This is a genomic window from Streptomyces sp. WAC07094 (genome assembly GCF_036320405.1).
GTDB classification, from domain to species: domain Bacteria; phylum Actinomycetota; class Actinomycetes; order Streptomycetales; family Streptomycetaceae; genus Streptomyces; species Streptomyces lannensis.
In genome coordinates this window covers 6,388,764-6,403,227 of the sequence record NZ_JAVMJZ010000001.1, presented here as the reverse complement: position 1 = coordinate 6,403,227, position 14,464 = coordinate 6,388,764, and the positions used below count along the sequence as shown (strand labels likewise).

Here is a 14,464-nt window from a genome sequence, read left to right as displayed (position 1 = left end):
GGAATCGGATTCCGCTCCGTACAGGAGGTCCGGTGCGCGGGAGCACCGTGCGCCTCAGCCCGCGTACGGGTCGGGCACCTCGCCGCGCCGTGCCAGGAACTCGAAGTCGCAGCCGGTGTCGGCCTGGGTGATCTGGCCGTTGTAGAGCACGCCGTAGCCGCGCTCGTAGCGCGCCGGGGGCGGGGTCCATCGTGCACGGCGGTGCTCCAGTTCCTCGTCGTCGACATGGAGCCGGAGGGTGCGCGCCTCGACGTCGAGCGTGATGCTGTCGCCGGTGCGTACGAGCGCCAGTGGGCCGCCGACATACGACTCCGGCGCCACATGCAGCACGCACGCGCCGTAACTCGTGCCGCTCATCCGGGAGTCGGAGATCCGGACCATGTCCCGCACGCCCTGCTTCAGCAGATGGCCGGGGATGGGCAGCATCCCGTACTCGGGCATCCCGGGTCCGCCCTTCGGACCGGCGTTGCGCAGCACCAGCACGCTGTCCGCGGTGATGCCGAGCGCCGGGTCGTCGATGGTCCGCTGCATCGTCCTGTAGTCGTCGAAGACGACCGCGGGCCCGGTGTGCGCGAGCAGGTGCGGCTCCGCGGCGATGTGCTTGATGACGGCACCGTCCGGGCACAGGTTGCCGCGCAGCACGGCGACCCCGCCCTCCTGCGCGACCGGGTTGTCGCGGGGCCGGATGACGTCGTCGTCGTGCACCCGGGCTCCCGCGATCTGCTCGCGCAGGGTGTCGTGGCAGACCGTCGGCCGGTCCAGGTGCAGCAGGTCCGGGATCCGGGACAGGAAGCCCGGCAGGCCGCCCGCGAAGTGGAAGTCCTCCATGAGGTACCGGTCGCCGCCGGGCCGGATGTTGGCGAGCACGGGCGTCGTCCGCGCGATGCGGTCGAAGTCGTCGAGGGTGAGCGGGACTCCGGCCCGGCCGGCCATGGCGATCAGATGGATGACGGCGTTGGTGGAACCGCCGAGCCCCAGGACCGTCGTGACCGCGTCCTCGAAGGCCTCGCGCGTGAGGATGTGGCTCGGCCTGCGGTCCTGGAGCACGAGTTCCACGATCCGGCGTCCGGACGCGGCTGCCATGCGCTCGTGCCCGGAGTCGACGGCCGGGATGCTCGACGCACCGGGCACGGTCACCCCGAGGGCCTCGGCGGCAGCGGTGAGCGTGGACGCCGTGCCCATGGTCATGCAGTGCCCGGGCGAACGGGCGAGCCCGCTCTCCAGTTCCGACATCTCGCAGTCGCCGATGAGCCCGGCACGCTTGTCGTCCCAGTACTTCCACATGTCGGTGCCCGAGCCGAGGACCTCACTGCGCCAGTGGCCCGGCAGCATGGGCCCGGCGGGCACGAACACGGCCGGCAGGTCGGCGGAGGCGGCGCCCATGAGGAGCGCGGGCGTGGACTTGTCGCAGCCGCCCATCAGCACGGCCCCGTCGACAGGATAGGAGCGCAGCAGTTCCTCGGTCTCCAGGGAGAGGAGGTTGCGGTAGAGCATGGGGGTCGGCTTCTGGAAGGTCTCACTGAGGGTGGAGACCGGGAACTCCAGCGGGAAGCCGCCGGCCTGCCACACGCCCCGCTTGACCGCCTGGGCGCGGTCCCGTAGATGGACGTGGCAGGGGTTGATGTCCGACCAGGTGTTCAGGATCGCGATGACGGGCTTGCCCAGGTGCTCCTCGGGGAGGTAGCCGAGCTGGCGCGTGCGGGCCCGGTGACTGAAGGAGCGCAGCCCCTCGGTGCCGTACCACTGGTGGCTGCGGAGTTCCTCGGGCTTCCTCACAGGCACCACCCGGCGACGATGCGGGCGACCTCGGCGCGTGTCTGCCCGGGAAGCGTCCGGCTCGGCGGGCGCACGCTGCGGCGGCACAGGCCGAGCGAGGCGAGGGCTTCCTTGACGACGGCGACGTTGTCGGCGGAGCCGTCGGCAGAGCGCAGTTCCTCGAAGCTGCGGATCCGCTCCCACACCTTCATGGCGGCCCGGTAGTCGCCGGACCGCAGCGCCGTGATCATGTCCAGCGACATCGCCGGGGCGACGTTCACCAGCCCGGAGGTGAAGCCGGTGGCGCCCGCCGAGAAATAGGAGGGGGCGTACGGCTCGGCGAGGCCGGCCACCCACACGAAGCGGTCCAGACCGGCGTCCCGCGCGAAGGCGGCGAACCGGGCGGCGTCCGGGACGGCGTACTTCACCCCGATGACGTTCGGGCAGTGGTCGGCCAGTTCGGCGAGCCGGGAGCCGTGCAGCCGGGCGTCGCGGACATAGGGGACCACCCCGAGACCGGGCACCGCCTCGGCGATGGCCCGGTGGTAGTCGACCCACCCCGCGGGAGAGACGTAGGGATGCGCGGGCTGATGGACCATCACCATCGCGGCGCCCCGTTCGGCCGCGTGACGGGCGGTGGCGACGGCGGTGGGCACATCGTGCCCGACACCGACGAGCACGGTGGCCGACTCCCCCGCCTCCTCGAGGGTCAGTTCGGTCACCGATCGCCGTTCCCCGGGCGTGAGGGCGTAGAACTCACCGGTGTTGCCGCCCGGGGTCAGGGTCCTGACCCCGCCGTCCAGCAGCCGCCGCAGCAGCGCCCGGTGGACGTCCCGGTCGACGGTGCCGTCCTCGGCGAACGGGGTCACCGGGATCGCGACCACATCGGCCAGGGCCGCCCGCTGGGTGTCGAACGCGACGCCGCTCATCGCCGGCCCTCCTCTTGCCGGGTACCGGGGAACGCCCGATGGAGGAACGACGCGATGTGGTCGTGCAGAGCGCTCGCTGCGCCGTCCGCGTCGCCCAGCCGGGCGAGCCGCAGGATCTCCCGGTGCTCGGCGGCCTCCGCCGCCCAGGATGGATCGGCGGCCCAGGCGACGGCGGAGACCAGGGCGGCCTGGTCGCGGACCTCGTCGAGCATCCGGCCGAGCAGCGGGTTGCCGCAGGGGAGATACAGGGCGCGGTGGAACTCCCGGTTGGCCAGCGAGCGTTCGGCGGTGTCCGTCGCCGCGTCGGCCCGGTCCAGCGCGTCACACGCGGCGTCGAGCACGGCCCGTCGCCGCACGGAGCGGCGCAGTGCCTCCGGCTCGAGGAGCAGCCGGACGTCGTAGACCTCCCGTGCCATGTCCGCATCCACCATGCGCACCGTGACGCCCTTGTACTGGCTCATCACGACGAGCCCGGTCCCCGCGAGGGTCTTGAGCGCCTCTCGTACGGGCGTCTTCGACACCCCGTACTGCGCGGCGAGTTCGGTCTCGACCAGGGGCCGACCGGGCGAGAGCTGCCCGGTGAGGATGCGGTGCTTGATCCCCTCCAGCACGAACTGCGTGCGGGAGGGGATCGGTGTGGGCACAGAGGTCATGCACGCCTCTCGGGTCTCGTATATCGCGTCTCATATATGACGTATGAAGTACGACGCGATGAACCTAGGGGCGTGCGGGACGTCCGTCAACGCTCAGGACCAGGGAAGCCGGGACCCGGAACCCTCGTGCCCCGCACCGCGGTTGCCCACCGTGCGGCAGGAATCGGCCGCTCACGACTTCCAGTCGGGGTCCCGTCCGCTGAGGCCGATCGCCCGGTCGAGCAGTGGGGCGTCGGCCGGAACCGGCACGACCGGACCGAACAGGCCGCCACCGCGGTCCGGGTCGTCGGCCGCGGCGGCCAGGAAGCCGTACGAGGCCATGAGCGCCCCCCCGTCCGGTTCGTACTCCTGGCCGGTGGCCCTGGCCAGGTCCCAGCCGTGGACCACCAGTTCGTCGGCCGCCACGGCGCCCGCGACCCGGCCCGGCAGAGCCACTCCACCGGCGCGGGTCTCACCCGCCCAGGCCGCGGGGTCACGCCAGGCCTCGGCCATCTGGTCGAGCACCAGCGGCAGTTCCTCGCGCCATCCCGGCCCGACGTCCGGTTCGGTGGCGTCCGGACCGGTGTCCGTGGTGACGCCGAGATCCTTGCGCCCGGCGTCCCGGAACGCGACGGCCAGCCCCAGCAGATGGCCCAGCAGGGTGCGCACCGTGAAGCCGGGGCAGGGCGTCGCGTCCAGGAGTTGCTCGTCGCGCACCCCGGCGGCGAGCCGGGCGACGATGCGCGCCTGCGGTCCGAGATCGACGATCGTGTCGGTCATTCTGTCCTCCGAGTCCTCTTCACTCGAGAGGTTGACCGACGCGGACCGCCGAACTCATCGCTCCCGCGCCCTCCGTTTCAGGGAGCCGTGTGTTCCCTGACGGCCGCGCGCCGCCTGCCGCGCGGCAGATCACGTACCGAGGGCCCGCCGCGCAGGCACCACAGCGCGATCACCGGGTCGCAGATCGCGCAGCCCAGCGAGGAGCCGTGGTCGAGGGGGACGATGGGGTTGCCCTTGAGATGGTGCACGACGTCCCACCCGGTGTGCAGCAGCCAGCCGACGCCGATGAACGTCCATGACTCCAGGCCCCGGTAGGCGACGTAGGTGACGAGGGCGGTGAACGCGAACTCCCCGGCGCCGAGACCGCCGCCGCTGAGATAGGCGGCGCCCGCTCCGGCGAGCATGACCGCGTTGACGCGCCGCCGACGCGGTTCGCGCAGGAGGGACATGAGGACCGCATAGAGGACGCCGATGGCTACGGGCGCGAGGCACTGCACGGGACTGCCTTTCCGGGGTCGTACGGGTGACGCGGCCGGCCGGCGCGGGGACGGCTCACACGCTAGGCCCGCGCATCCGGGCTCCCCAGCGGAATTAGTGACAGCTACCGACGGATTCCCGTCCGCGGGCCGCCCGCCGACCTGTCTTTAGGGCACCTGCCCCATCCCGTAGGCACCTCCTTAGAACCACGATGACCAGGCATGACGACGACATGGTCCGGGGCGCGCCTGCTGCGCGACCGCAACGCAAGGCTGTATCTGACCCAGGTGGTGATCTCCGGCTTCGGTACGTCGGCGCTGTGGCTGGTGTCCGGGGTGTGGGTCAAGGACCTCACGGGCTCGAACGGCCTGGCGGCGCTCTGCGTCTTCGCCCTGTGGGCTCCGACCCTGGCCGGACCGCTGCTCGGCACGGTGGCCGACCGCATCCGGCGCAAGCCGCTGCTGATCGGTGTGAACCTGCTCCTGGCCGCCCTGGTGGTCGCCCTGGTCACCGTCGACTCCCCGGATCGCCTGTGGCTGCTGTTCGCGGTCCTGCTCGTCTACGGCGCCTCGGGCGTCGTCCAGGACGCGGCGGAGTCGGCGCTCGTCACCGCCGCCGTCGACCCCTCGCTGCTGGGCGACTTCAACGGGCTGCGGATGACGGCCAACGAGGGCATGAAGCTCGTGGCCCCACTGGCCGGAGCGGGCCTCTACGCGGTGTACGGCGGCCCGGGCGTCGCGCTCCTGGACGCGGTCACCTTCGTGCTCGCCGCGGGTCTGTGCGCGCTACTCCGCGTCCACGAGGACCGGCCGCGGCAGGCTTCGGGCGACTGGCGCGCGCAGACCGCCGAGGGCGCCCGCCATCTGTGGGCGCATCCGCGACTGCGGCCCCTGGTGCTGGCCGGCGGTAGCACCATGCTGTTCACGGGTGTCTGCGGAGCGCTCGTCTACGCCATCGTCGCGGGCCTTGGGCACTCCCCGGCCTACGCGGGTGTGCTCTACGCCGTCCAGGGTGTCGGCTCGGTGGCGATCGGGCTGGTGTCCGGACCCGCGTTGCGGCTGCTGGGCCCCCATCTCTTCGGGGCCTGCGGGATCGCCCTCACGGCCGTGGCCGTCGCCGCACGGGCGGTTCCCTCCGACGCGGTGGCCGTGGTGTGCAGCCTGGCGAACGGTGCGGGGCTGCCCTGTGTGCTGATCGCCGCGCTCACCGCCGTGCAGCGCGAGACGCCGGGTGCGCTGCTGGGCCGAGCGACGGCCACGGCCAACACCCTGGTCTTCGCGCCGAACGTGATCGGGCTGGCCGCCGGAGCGGCGCTGGTCGAGCTGGTGGACTACCGGCCGCTGCTGGTCGCGCTGGGCCTGGCGCTGCTGGTCACGGCCGGGGTGCTGCTTCAGAGCCGCGCAAGGGCGTCCCGCACGGCCTCCAGGTCGCCGTCGGACGCCAACCCGGCGTGATAGAGCCGCAGTTCCGTCGCGCCCAGCTCCGCCGCCTCCCGCGCGTCGCGCTCCAGCGTCCGCGGGGCGCCGCCCATGCCGGAGACGACGGTGAAGTTGGCCGCGAGAACGGATCCCTCCCCGCCCTGCTCCGCGAACGGCCCGAGCAGGCCCGCGCCACCGGTGCAGGGCACCACCACCCCGTCCGCGACGGACAGGATGTGCGCGGGGTCGACCCCCGCGTTCGCCCCGCAGTGGTGCCACACCGGGTCCGCGTGCAGCAGCACCTGGAAGCCTTCGGGCGCGGCGGCGCGGACCGCCGCCACCGCCGCCTCCTGGAGGGAGCGCGCCACGTCCTCACGCCATGCGCGCGTGGCGGCCGCCCCGGACTCGCCGAGGAGCTTCTCGACGCCCGCCCAGCCACCGTCCGACGGCGCGCCGCGCCACACCGGTTCCAGCGCGGCGCGTACCGCCGCGGCCAGTGCTCCGGGGTCCGCACCCTGCGCCTCGTATCCCTCACGGCAGCTCTCGCAGAAGCACAGCGACATGAGGTAGTGCCCGGCGTCCCCGAGCGCGACTCCGCCGATCTTGTCGTGCGCGTGCAGATGGGCCAGGCCGTACCAGCCGAGCGACTCCAGCTCGGTGCCGCGCGCACCGGGCCGCACGGCAGCCTCGGCGGCGAGGTCGACGAGGTACGCGCGTGTGTCCGGCTGGGCGATGCACGGCGCCCACGGATAGCGGTCGCCGTAGGCACTGACCACGGAGGTCCCCCGATGTTCCTCCCCGAGCCGTGAGTTGTGCGCCAGCACGACCCAGGTGTGCACCTCGAGACCCGCGCCGGCGAGCGCCTCGGCGGCCGCCCCGAACGCATCACCCGGGGCCCACTCCCCGGCCGGGTACGGACGCGGGACGCGCCCCTCCCAGCGCGCGTCCGGCGGGTAGAGCACGGCAGCGTGGCGGGCCGTCACGACGCGGTGGCGTGGATGCCGGGGGGTGAGCGCACGGGTGGAGTGGTACGCCGACGCCAGCGTCGCCTGCCGGACCCCCAGGGCGGCCACGCGGTCCGCGGCCCGCGGGTCGCCTACGACGTCCCAGGGGTAGAGGAACGCCGAGGCCTTCACGCGCCCTCCCGCAGCAGTTCGTAACCGTGGTCGATCAGCCGGGCAAGCTGTTTGACGTGGTCCTCGGAGGGTTCGTGCAGCGGCGGCCGCACCTCGCCGACGTCGAGGCCGCGCAGCCGCACCCCCGCCTTGACGAGCGAGACGGCGTATCCGCGGCCCTGGGCGCGCAGTTCGACGAACGGGCGGTAGAAGCCGTCGAGGAGCCGGTGGGCGGTGGTGTCGTCGCCGGTGCCCAGTGCCCTGTGGAAGGCGAGGGCGATCTCCGGGACGAAGCAGAACACGGCGGAGGAGTAGAGGGAGATGCCGATGCCGCGGTAGGCGAGCTGGGTCTGCTCGGCGGTCGGCAGTCCGTTGAAGTAGAGGAAGTCGCCCGGGACCTCGGTCCGTACGGTGCTCACGATGCGCTGCATCAGGTCCAGGTCGCCGAGCCCGTCCTTGAAGCCGATGACGCCGTCGGTGCGGGCCAGCTCGACCACCGTGCGGGGTGTGAACACGGCGTTGTCGCGCTGGTAGACGATGGTCGGCAACGAGGTCGACGCGGCCAGCTCACGGTAGTGCCGCAGCAGTCCCTCCTGCCCGGCGAGCACAAGATAGGGAGGCATGGCGAGCAGCCCGTCCGCTCCGGCCTCCTCGGCCAGCCCGGCGTAGCGCCGGGCGAGCGCGGTCCCGTAGCCCGCACCGGCCACGACCGGCACTCGTCCCTCCGCCGCCTCGACGGCCGCACGGACGCACGCCTGGAACTCCTCGGGCGTGAGCGCGTGGAACTCGCCCGTGCCGCAGCACGCGAAGACGGCCGCGGCGCCCGCCTCGACGCCCGCGCGGACATGCGCGCGGTAGACGTCGAGGGCGACGGAGCCGTCCGGTCCGTACGCCGTCACGGGGAAGAACAGCGGCCCACTGGGGATGCTGAGGCGAGCGGCAAGAGGGGCTGGCGACACGGGCTCTCCCTTGAACAAGGGCTCATATGTGGACCGGACCTCGTACTCGGTGCACGTTTCTGATCCATGTCCATGTCTCTGAACGCGCCCACGCTACGGTGCCTCTCGCGGCAGGTCAAGCGCACAAACGGGCAACTCAGCAGCGGATTCCGCCTCCTCGCGCGACACTTGACGGGGCACGCGAACGCTTCGTAGCGTGTCCATGAATGTGAATGCTGTACATGAATGCGGCCGCTGCCTCCAGAAGTGAACCCCCGGGGTGCCCCGGAGGCGCACGAGCCGAGGACAAGGAGACCCGAGGATGCCCGCTCCCCGCACCGTTCTGCTCACCGGCGCCGCCGGCGGACTCGGCACCCTGATGCGGGGCTTGCTGCCCCGGTACGGCTACGAGCTGCGGCTCCTCGACCTCCGGCCGATCGAGGGCGAGCCGGACGCGATCACCGCCGACCTCGCCGACCGGGAGACCCTGCGCGAGGCGGTGCGCGGCGTCGACGCGATCGTCCATCTCGCGGGCATCTCCCTGGAGTCCACGTTCGAGAAGATCCTCAAGGCCAACATCCAGGGCACTTACCACCTGTACGAGGCGGCCCGCGAGGAAGGCGTGCGCCGGATCGTGTTCGCCTCCTCCAACCACGCCGTCGGCTTCGCCCCGCGCCCCCGGGGCGACGACCCCTTGATCCCGATCGACACCCCGCGCCGGCCCGACACCTTCTACGGACTGTCCAAGTCCTTCGGCGAGGACCTCGCCCAGCTCTACTGGGACAAGCACGGGCTGGAAACGGTCTCCGTACGCATCGGCTCCTGCTTCCCCGAGCCGACCAGCGTCCGCATGCTCTCGGTCTGGATGAGCCCCGAGGACGGCGCCCGGCTCTTCCACGCGGCGCTGACCGCAGAGCACGTGGGGCACACGGTCGTCTACGGATCGTCCGCGAACACCCGCCTGTGGTGGGACCTGACCACCGCCCGGGCGCTCGGCTACGAGCCGAGGGACGACTCCGAGCCCTTCGCCGAGAAGCTCGTCGCCGAGCAGGGTGAGCTGGAGGAGGGCAACCCGGCCCACGAACGTCTGGGTGGTCACTTCGTCACGGACCCGCCGATCTGGCCGTACTGACCGGGCACGGCAGGAGCGGGCGGGCACCGAACGGGCCCGCCCGCTCCGCTTTTCGGGCACCGATGCTGCCCGATCCCACCCGCCGCCCCGTTCCCGCGCAGGTCCGAGACGGGCGCACGGTGAGCCGTTCGGGCGGGATCGGGCACAGTCGGGCGCGCAACAGGCCTGGTCACCGTCGCACACCGGCTGTAGAACATCCCCCAAGGACCCCACGGGGCCCGAACGGGCACAGCACGCAGCACGGTGAAAGGCAGGTGTGGGCGATGACGGCGAAGACGGCGGAGGAACGTCAACGCGAGATCGTCAAGGCCGCCCGCCGCACGGGTTCGGTCGACGTCACCTCGCTCGCCACGGAACTGGGCGTCGCCAAGGAGACCGTGCGTCGCGATCTGCGCGCCCTGGAGGACCACGGACTGGTCCGCCGCACCCACGGCGGCGCCTATCCCGTGGAGAGCGCCGGCTTCGAGACGACCCTCGCCTTCCGCGCCACCAGCCATGTGCCCGAGAAACGCCGTATCGCGGCCGCCGCGGCCGAGCTGCTGGGGGATGCCGAGACCGTCTTCGTGGACGAGGGCTTCACCCCGCAGCTCATCGCCGAGGCGCTGCCACGGGACCGGCCGCTGACGGTGGTGACGGCATCCCTGGCCACCGCGGGTGCGCTCGCGGAGGCCGAGAACACGACCGTCCTGCTGCTGGGCGGCCGGGTGCGCTCCGGCACCCTCGCCACCGTGGACCACTGGACGACGAAGATGCTGGCCGGATTCGTCGTCGACCTGGCGTTCATCGGCGCCAACGGCATCTCCCGCGAGCACGGGCTGACCACACCGGACCCCGCGGTCAGCGAGGTCAAGGCCCAGGCCATCCGCGCCTCCCGGCGCACGGTCTTCGCGGGCGTGCACACCAAATTCGGGGCGGTGAGCTTCTGCCGCTTCGCGGAGGTCGGCGCCCTGGAGGCGATCGTCACGAGCACACTGCTGCCGGCGTCCGAGGCGCACCGCTACTCGCTGCTCGGCCCTCAGGTCATCCGGGTCTGAGAGGGCCCGAGGACATCTGAAAAGCACCACCCACTCCCCAAGGGACGCACTCACGCCGATCGCGCCCCTTATCTCCCCATACGTCCAGGAGCGATCCATGCGCACCCAGAGCCGACGGAGGCCGCGAGCGATGCTCGCCACGGCCGCCGCAGGGACGCTGCTCGCCCCGCTTCTCTCCGGCTGCTGGGTCGGGGCGGGCGGGTCCGGTTCCGGCGGCAACTCCATCAATGTGCTGATGGTCAACAACCCGCAGATGGTGGAACTGCAGAAACTCACCGCCGCGCACTTCACCAAGGAGACCGGCATCAGGGTGAACTTCACCGTCCTGCCGGAGAACGACGTCCGCGACAAGATCAGCCAGGACTTCGCCAACCAGGCGGGCCAGTACGACGTCGCCACCCTGAGCAACTACGAGATACCGATCTACGCCCGCAACGGCTGGCTGCACGAGATGGACTCGTACGTCTCCGCGGACCGCGCCTACGACGAGCAGGACGTCCTCAAGCCGATGCGGCAGTCCCTGACGGGGGACGACGGCAAGCTCTACGGGCAGCCCTTCTACGGCGAGTCGTCGTTCCTGATGTACCGCAAGGACGTCTTCGCCGAGAAGGGGCTGACGATGCCCGCCCACCCCACCTGGCAGCAGGTGGCCGATCTCGCCGCGAAGGCGGACGGCGCGAAGCCCGGGATGCGGGGCATCTGCCTGCGCGGACTGCCCGGCTGGGGCGAACTCATGGCTCCGCTCACCACGGTGGTGAACACCTTCGGCGGCACCTGGTTCGACAAGGGCTGGAAAGCGCACCTGAACTCGCCCGAGTTCGAGAAGGCGACGAAGTTCTATGTCGATCTGGTCCGTAAGCACGGCGAGTCGGGCGCCGCCCAGTCCGGCTTCGCCGAGTGCCTGAACAACATGACCCAGGGCAAGGTCGCCATGTGGTACGACGCCACCTCCGCGGCCGGCCTCCTGGAAGCGCCCGACTCACCCGTCAAGGGCACGCTCGGCTACGCCCCCGCGCCGGTCAAGAAGACGCAGAACTCCGGCTGGCTCTACACCTGGGCCTGGGGTCTGCAGAAGGCGTCACGGAACCCGGACAAGGCCTGGAAGTTCGTCTCCTGGGCGTCCAGCAAGGAGTACGAGCAGCTCGTCGGTGACACCAGCGGCTGGGCCAACGTACCCGCGGGCAAGCGCGCCTCCACGTACGAGAACGCGGCCTACCGCAAGGAGGCGGCCTCCTTCCAGGACATGACCCGGGAGGCCATCGAGGGCGCCCGGCCCACCGACCCCGGGGTCCAGCCGCGCCCCGCGCCCGGCATCCAGTTCGTCGGCATCCCCGAGTTCACCGACCTCGGTACCAAGGTCTCCCAGGAGATCAGCGCGGCCGTCGCCGGGCGCCAGTCCGTCGAGTCGGCCCTGGACAAGTCCCAGAAGCTCGCCGAGCAGATCTCCAAGGAGTACGAGGGACGATGACCGCCACCACCACGGCCTCCATGGCCGCGACACCCGCACGCACCGCCCGTCCGCCCTCCGCCCGGCTGCGCTCCTGGGCCACCAGGGCGCCGCTCCTGCCGGCCCTGATCTTCATGATCGTCGTGACCCAGCTGCCCTTCGTGGCCACGCTGGTGATCTCGTTCTTCGACTGGAACGCCCTTTACCCCAAGGCGCGCCACTTCACGGGGCTCGACAACTACCACCAGGTCCTGACCGACCCCGACCTGCGCCACTCGGTGTGGACGACGGTCCTGCTGACCGCCGCGGTGGTCCTGGTCAGCCTGATCCTCGGCCTCGGTCTCGCGCTCCTGCTGGACCGCAGGTTCCGCGGCCGGGGCATCGTCCGCACCCTGCTGATCGCCCCCTTCCTGGTGGTCCCGGTCGCCGCCGCCCTGCTGTGGAAGCACGTGCTCTACAACCCCGAATACGGCCTGCTGAACGGTCTGCTGCACTACGTGGGCGGCCCCCAGCCGGACTGGATCTCGAACGTCCCGCTCCTCGCGGTCGAGGCCTCGCTGGTCTGGCAGTGGACGCCGTTCATGATGCTGATCCTGCTGGCCGGCCTGCAGAGCCGCGACCATCAGCAGATCGAGGCGGCACGGGTGGACGGCGCGAGCGACTGGCAGATCTTCCGCCATCTGACACTGCCGCACCTGCGCCGCTACCTCGAACTCGGCGCCCTGCTCGGCTCGATCTACATCGTGCAGAACTTCGACGCGGTGTTCACGCTCACGTCCGGCGGCCTGGGCACCGCGAACCTGCCCTACACCGTCTACCAGAGCTTCTACCAGGCCCACGAGAACGGCCTCGCCTCGGCCGCCGGCGTCCTGGTCGTCATCGGCTCCATCGTCATCGCGACCTTCGCCCTGCGCGTGGTGTCGTCCCTGTTCCGCGAGGAGGTGTCCCGCGCATGAGCGCCGTCGCCGTACGCATTCGCCGCCGCCGCGGAGCGGGCCTCGGCCTGCTGGCCTGGCTGATCGGTCTGCTGTTCTTCCTGCCCATCGCCTGGATGGCCCTGACGTCGTTCCACTCGGAGGCCGACGCCGCCACGAACCCGCCGTCCTTCGGCGCCGCCCTGACCCTGGACGGCTACCGTGACTTCTTCGGCGTGGGCGGCGGGGCGAGCCCCTGGCCCGCACTGATCAACTCGACCGTGGCGTCGCTGGTGTCGACGCTGTGCGTCCTGCTGCTGGCCCTCCCCGCGGCCTACGCGCTCTCCGTCCGCCGGGTGAAGAAGTGGACGGACGTCCTGTTCTTCTTCCTCTCCACCAAGATGCTCCCGGTGGTGGCGGGACTGCTGCCGATCTACCTGTTCGCGAAGAACGCCGGGATGCTGGACAACATCTGGCTGCTGGTCATCCTCTACACCTCGATGAACCTCCCCATCGCGGTGTGGATGATGCAGTCGTTCCTCGCCGAGGTCCCGGTGGCGGTGATCGAGGCGGCACAGATCGACGGTGCCCGGCTGCCGACGGTCCTGGCCCGTGTGGTGGCTCCGATTGCGCTGCCCGGCATCGCCGCCACCGCCCTGATCTGCTTCATCTTCAGCTGGAACGAACTGCTCTTCGCCCGGGTGCTCACGGGCGTGGTCGCCGAGACCGCCCCCGTCTTCCTGACCGGCTTCATCACCAGCCAGGGCCTGTTCCTGGCGAAGGTGTGCGCCGCGTCGCTCGTCATCTCCCTGCCGGTGCTCGCCGCGGGGTTCGCCGCCCAGGACAAGCTGGTCCAGGGCCTGTCGTTGGGAGCCGTGAAATGAAGGCCGCCGTCATCGAGTCCGTGGGCCGCGCCGTCGTCTCAGAGGTCCCCGACCCGGCACCCGGGCCCCGCGAGGTCGTCGTCGAGGTCGCGGCCTGCGGTCTGTGCGGCACGGATCTGCACATCCTCCAGGGCGAGTTCGCGCCCAAGCTGCCGATCGTGCCGGGACACGAGTTCGCGGGCGAAGTGGTCGCGGTGGGGACCCAGGTCACCGAGGTGTCCGTCGGCGACCAGGTGGCCGTGGACCCCTCGCTGTACTGCTACGAGTGCCGGTACTGCCGTACGGGCCACAACAACCTCTGCGAGCGATGGGCGGCCATCGGCGTGACGACGGCCGGCGGGGCGGCGCAGTACGCGGTGGCCCCGGTCGCCAACTGCGTGAAGCTCCCCGAGCACATCCGCACCGAGGACGCGGCGCTGATCGAACCCCTGTCCTGCGCGGTGCGCGGCTACGACGTCCTGCAGTCCCGTCTCGGCGCGCACGTCCTCGTCTACGGCTCCGGGACCATGGGCCTGATGATGCTGGAACTGGCCAAGCGGACGGGCGCGGCGAGCGTGGAGGTGGTCGACCTGAACCCGGCGCGCCTGGAGACCGCGCAGCGGCTGGGCGTCTCGGCGACCGCCGCGAGCGCGGACGAACTGGACCGTCCGCAGGGCTGGGACGTGGTGGTGGACGCCACGGGCAACGCCGCCGCGATCCAGGACGGCCTCGGGCGGGTGGCGAAGGCGGGCACCTTCCTGCAGTTCGGCGTGGCGGACTACGCGACGCGGGTCACCATCGACCCGTACCGGATCTACAACCAGGAGATCACGATCACCGGCTCGATGGCGGTGCTGCACAGCTACGAGCGGGCGGCGGAGCTGTTCGCGGGCGGTGTGCTCGACCCCGAGATCTTCATCAGCGACCGGATCCCGCTGGAGCGCTATCCGCAGGCGCTGGAGCAGTTCGCGGCGGGGGTGGGACGCAAGATCGTGGTGGTGCCGTAGCGTCGCGGGCAGGGGCCGGGCGT

The 14,464-nt window shown here is 71.4% G+C and carries 14 protein-coding genes; 7 read left to right on the top strand and 7 right to left on the bottom strand.

Features of this window, described 5'->3' with window-relative positions; translation table 11 throughout:
* Positions 1-54: 54 nt before the first annotated feature.
* From araD to RCR19_RS28320, 5 genes are all read right to left on the bottom strand, one after another.
* Positions 55-1,785 (bottom strand): L-arabinonate dehydratase, encoded by a 1,731-nt coding sequence (gene araD, locus RCR19_RS28340; RefSeq protein WP_331267694.1) that lies wholly within the window; start codon positions 1,783-1,785, stop codon positions 55-57.
* Complete coding sequence (locus RCR19_RS28335) at positions 1,773-2,684, bottom strand: dihydrodipicolinate synthase family protein (protein ID WP_331267693.1); 912 nt, start codon at positions 2,682-2,684, stop codon at positions 1,773-1,775. Before RCR19_RS28335 ends, araD begins: the two co-directional genes overlap by 13 nt.
* Positions 2,681-3,337, bottom strand: a complete 657-nt coding sequence (locus RCR19_RS28330; RefSeq protein WP_331267692.1) for a GntR family transcriptional regulator — start codon at positions 3,335-3,337, stop codon at positions 2,681-2,683. Before RCR19_RS28330 ends, RCR19_RS28335 begins: the two co-directional genes overlap by 4 nt.
* 171 nt (positions 3,338-3,508) lie before the next feature.
* Positions 3,509-4,096 (bottom strand): TIGR03086 family metal-binding protein, encoded by a 588-nt coding sequence (locus RCR19_RS28325; RefSeq protein ID WP_331267691.1) that lies wholly within the window; start codon positions 4,094-4,096, stop codon positions 3,509-3,511.
* A 77-nt stretch (positions 4,097-4,173) separates the two neighbouring features.
* Positions 4,174-4,593, bottom strand: coding sequence for a DUF6010 family protein (locus RCR19_RS28320; RefSeq protein ID WP_331267690.1), 420 nt, complete (start codon positions 4,591-4,593; stop codon positions 4,174-4,176).
* 201 nt (positions 4,594-4,794) lie between these two features.
* Here RCR19_RS28320 and RCR19_RS28315 point away from each other — a divergent pair, with 201 nt between their 5' ends.
* A complete protein-coding gene (locus RCR19_RS28315; RefSeq protein ID WP_331267689.1) occupies positions 4,795-6,027 on the top strand; it encodes an MFS transporter in 1,233 nt (410 codons plus the stop codon).
* Here the strand turns inward: RCR19_RS28315 and RCR19_RS28310 are convergent.
* Positions 5,964-7,127, bottom strand: a complete 1,164-nt coding sequence (locus RCR19_RS28310; protein WP_331267688.1) for a hypothetical protein — start codon at positions 7,125-7,127, stop codon at positions 5,964-5,966. The two genes, RCR19_RS28315 and RCR19_RS28310, sit on opposite strands and share 64 nt — an antisense overlap.
* Positions 7,124-8,065 carry a 5-dehydro-4-deoxyglucarate dehydratase gene (locus RCR19_RS28305; RefSeq protein ID WP_331267687.1) on the bottom strand — a complete coding sequence of 314 codons (942 nt, stop codon included), beginning with the start codon at positions 8,063-8,065 and terminating at the stop codon, positions 7,124-7,126. The genes RCR19_RS28310 and RCR19_RS28305 overlap by 4 nt, the downstream gene beginning before the upstream one ends.
* A 301-nt stretch (positions 8,066-8,366) precedes the next feature.
* On the opposite strand from RCR19_RS28305, the gene RCR19_RS28300 reads away from it, so the two are divergent.
* The 6 genes from RCR19_RS28300 to RCR19_RS28275 all read left to right on the top strand — a co-directional run bounded on the left by RCR19_RS28300 (position 8,367) and on the right by RCR19_RS28275 (position 14,441).
* Positions 8,367-9,176 (top strand): NAD(P)-dependent oxidoreductase, encoded by an 810-nt coding sequence (locus RCR19_RS28300; protein ID WP_331267686.1) that lies wholly within the window; start codon positions 8,367-8,369, stop codon positions 9,174-9,176.
* 263 nt (positions 9,177-9,439) lie between these two features.
* Positions 9,440-10,210, top strand: coding sequence for a DeoR/GlpR family DNA-binding transcription regulator (locus tag RCR19_RS28295; protein ID WP_059128752.1), 771 nt, complete (start codon positions 9,440-9,442; stop codon positions 10,208-10,210).
* 97 nt (positions 10,211-10,307) lie between these two features.
* Positions 10,308-11,678 (top strand): sugar ABC transporter substrate-binding protein, encoded by a 1,371-nt coding sequence (locus RCR19_RS28290; protein ID WP_331267685.1) that lies wholly within the window; start codon positions 10,308-10,310, stop codon positions 11,676-11,678.
* Positions 11,675-12,613: a sugar ABC transporter permease gene (locus RCR19_RS28285; protein ID WP_331267684.1), complete on the top strand. Its 939-nt coding sequence runs from the start codon at positions 11,675-11,677 to the stop codon at positions 12,611-12,613. The genes RCR19_RS28290 and RCR19_RS28285 overlap by 4 nt, the downstream gene beginning before the upstream one ends.
* Positions 12,610-13,455: a carbohydrate ABC transporter permease gene (locus RCR19_RS28280; protein WP_059128755.1), complete on the top strand. Its 846-nt coding sequence runs from the start codon at positions 12,610-12,612 to the stop codon at positions 13,453-13,455. Before RCR19_RS28285 ends, RCR19_RS28280 begins: the two co-directional genes overlap by 4 nt.
* A complete protein-coding gene (locus RCR19_RS28275; RefSeq protein ID WP_331267683.1) occupies positions 13,452-14,441 on the top strand; it encodes a zinc-dependent alcohol dehydrogenase family protein in 990 nt (329 codons plus the stop codon). Before RCR19_RS28280 ends, RCR19_RS28275 begins: the two co-directional genes overlap by 4 nt.
* Positions 14,442-14,464: the final 23 nt, after the last annotated feature.

Coding starts and splice junctions, on each gene's coding strand:
- RCR19_RS28335 (WP_331267693.1), bottom strand. CDS start 2,684: ATGAGCGGCGTCGCGTTCGACACCCAGCGGGCGGCCCTGGCCGATGTG.
- RCR19_RS28330 (WP_331267692.1), bottom strand. CDS start 3,337: ATGACCTCTGTGCCCACACCGATCCCCTCCCGCACGCAGTTCGTGCTG.
- RCR19_RS28325 (WP_331267691.1), bottom strand. CDS start 4,096: ATGACCGACACGATCGTCGATCTCGGACCGCAGGCGCGCATCGTCGCC.
- RCR19_RS28315 (WP_331267689.1), top strand. CDS start 4,795: ATGACGACGACATGGTCCGGGGCGCGCCTGCTGCGCGACCGCAACGCA.
- RCR19_RS28300 (WP_331267686.1), top strand. CDS start 8,367: ATGCCCGCTCCCCGCACCGTTCTGCTCACCGGCGCCGCCGGCGGACTC.
- RCR19_RS28295 (WP_059128752.1), top strand. CDS start 9,440: ATGACGGCGAAGACGGCGGAGGAACGTCAACGCGAGATCGTCAAGGCC.
- RCR19_RS28290 (WP_331267685.1), top strand. CDS start 10,308: ATGCGCACCCAGAGCCGACGGAGGCCGCGAGCGATGCTCGCCACGGCC.
- RCR19_RS28285 (WP_331267684.1), top strand. CDS start 11,675: ATGACCGCCACCACCACGGCCTCCATGGCCGCGACACCCGCACGCACC.
- RCR19_RS28280 (WP_059128755.1), top strand. CDS start 12,610: ATGAGCGCCGTCGCCGTACGCATTCGCCGCCGCCGCGGAGCGGGCCTC.
- RCR19_RS28275 (WP_331267683.1), top strand. CDS start 13,452: ATGAAGGCCGCCGTCATCGAGTCCGTGGGCCGCGCCGTCGTCTCAGAG.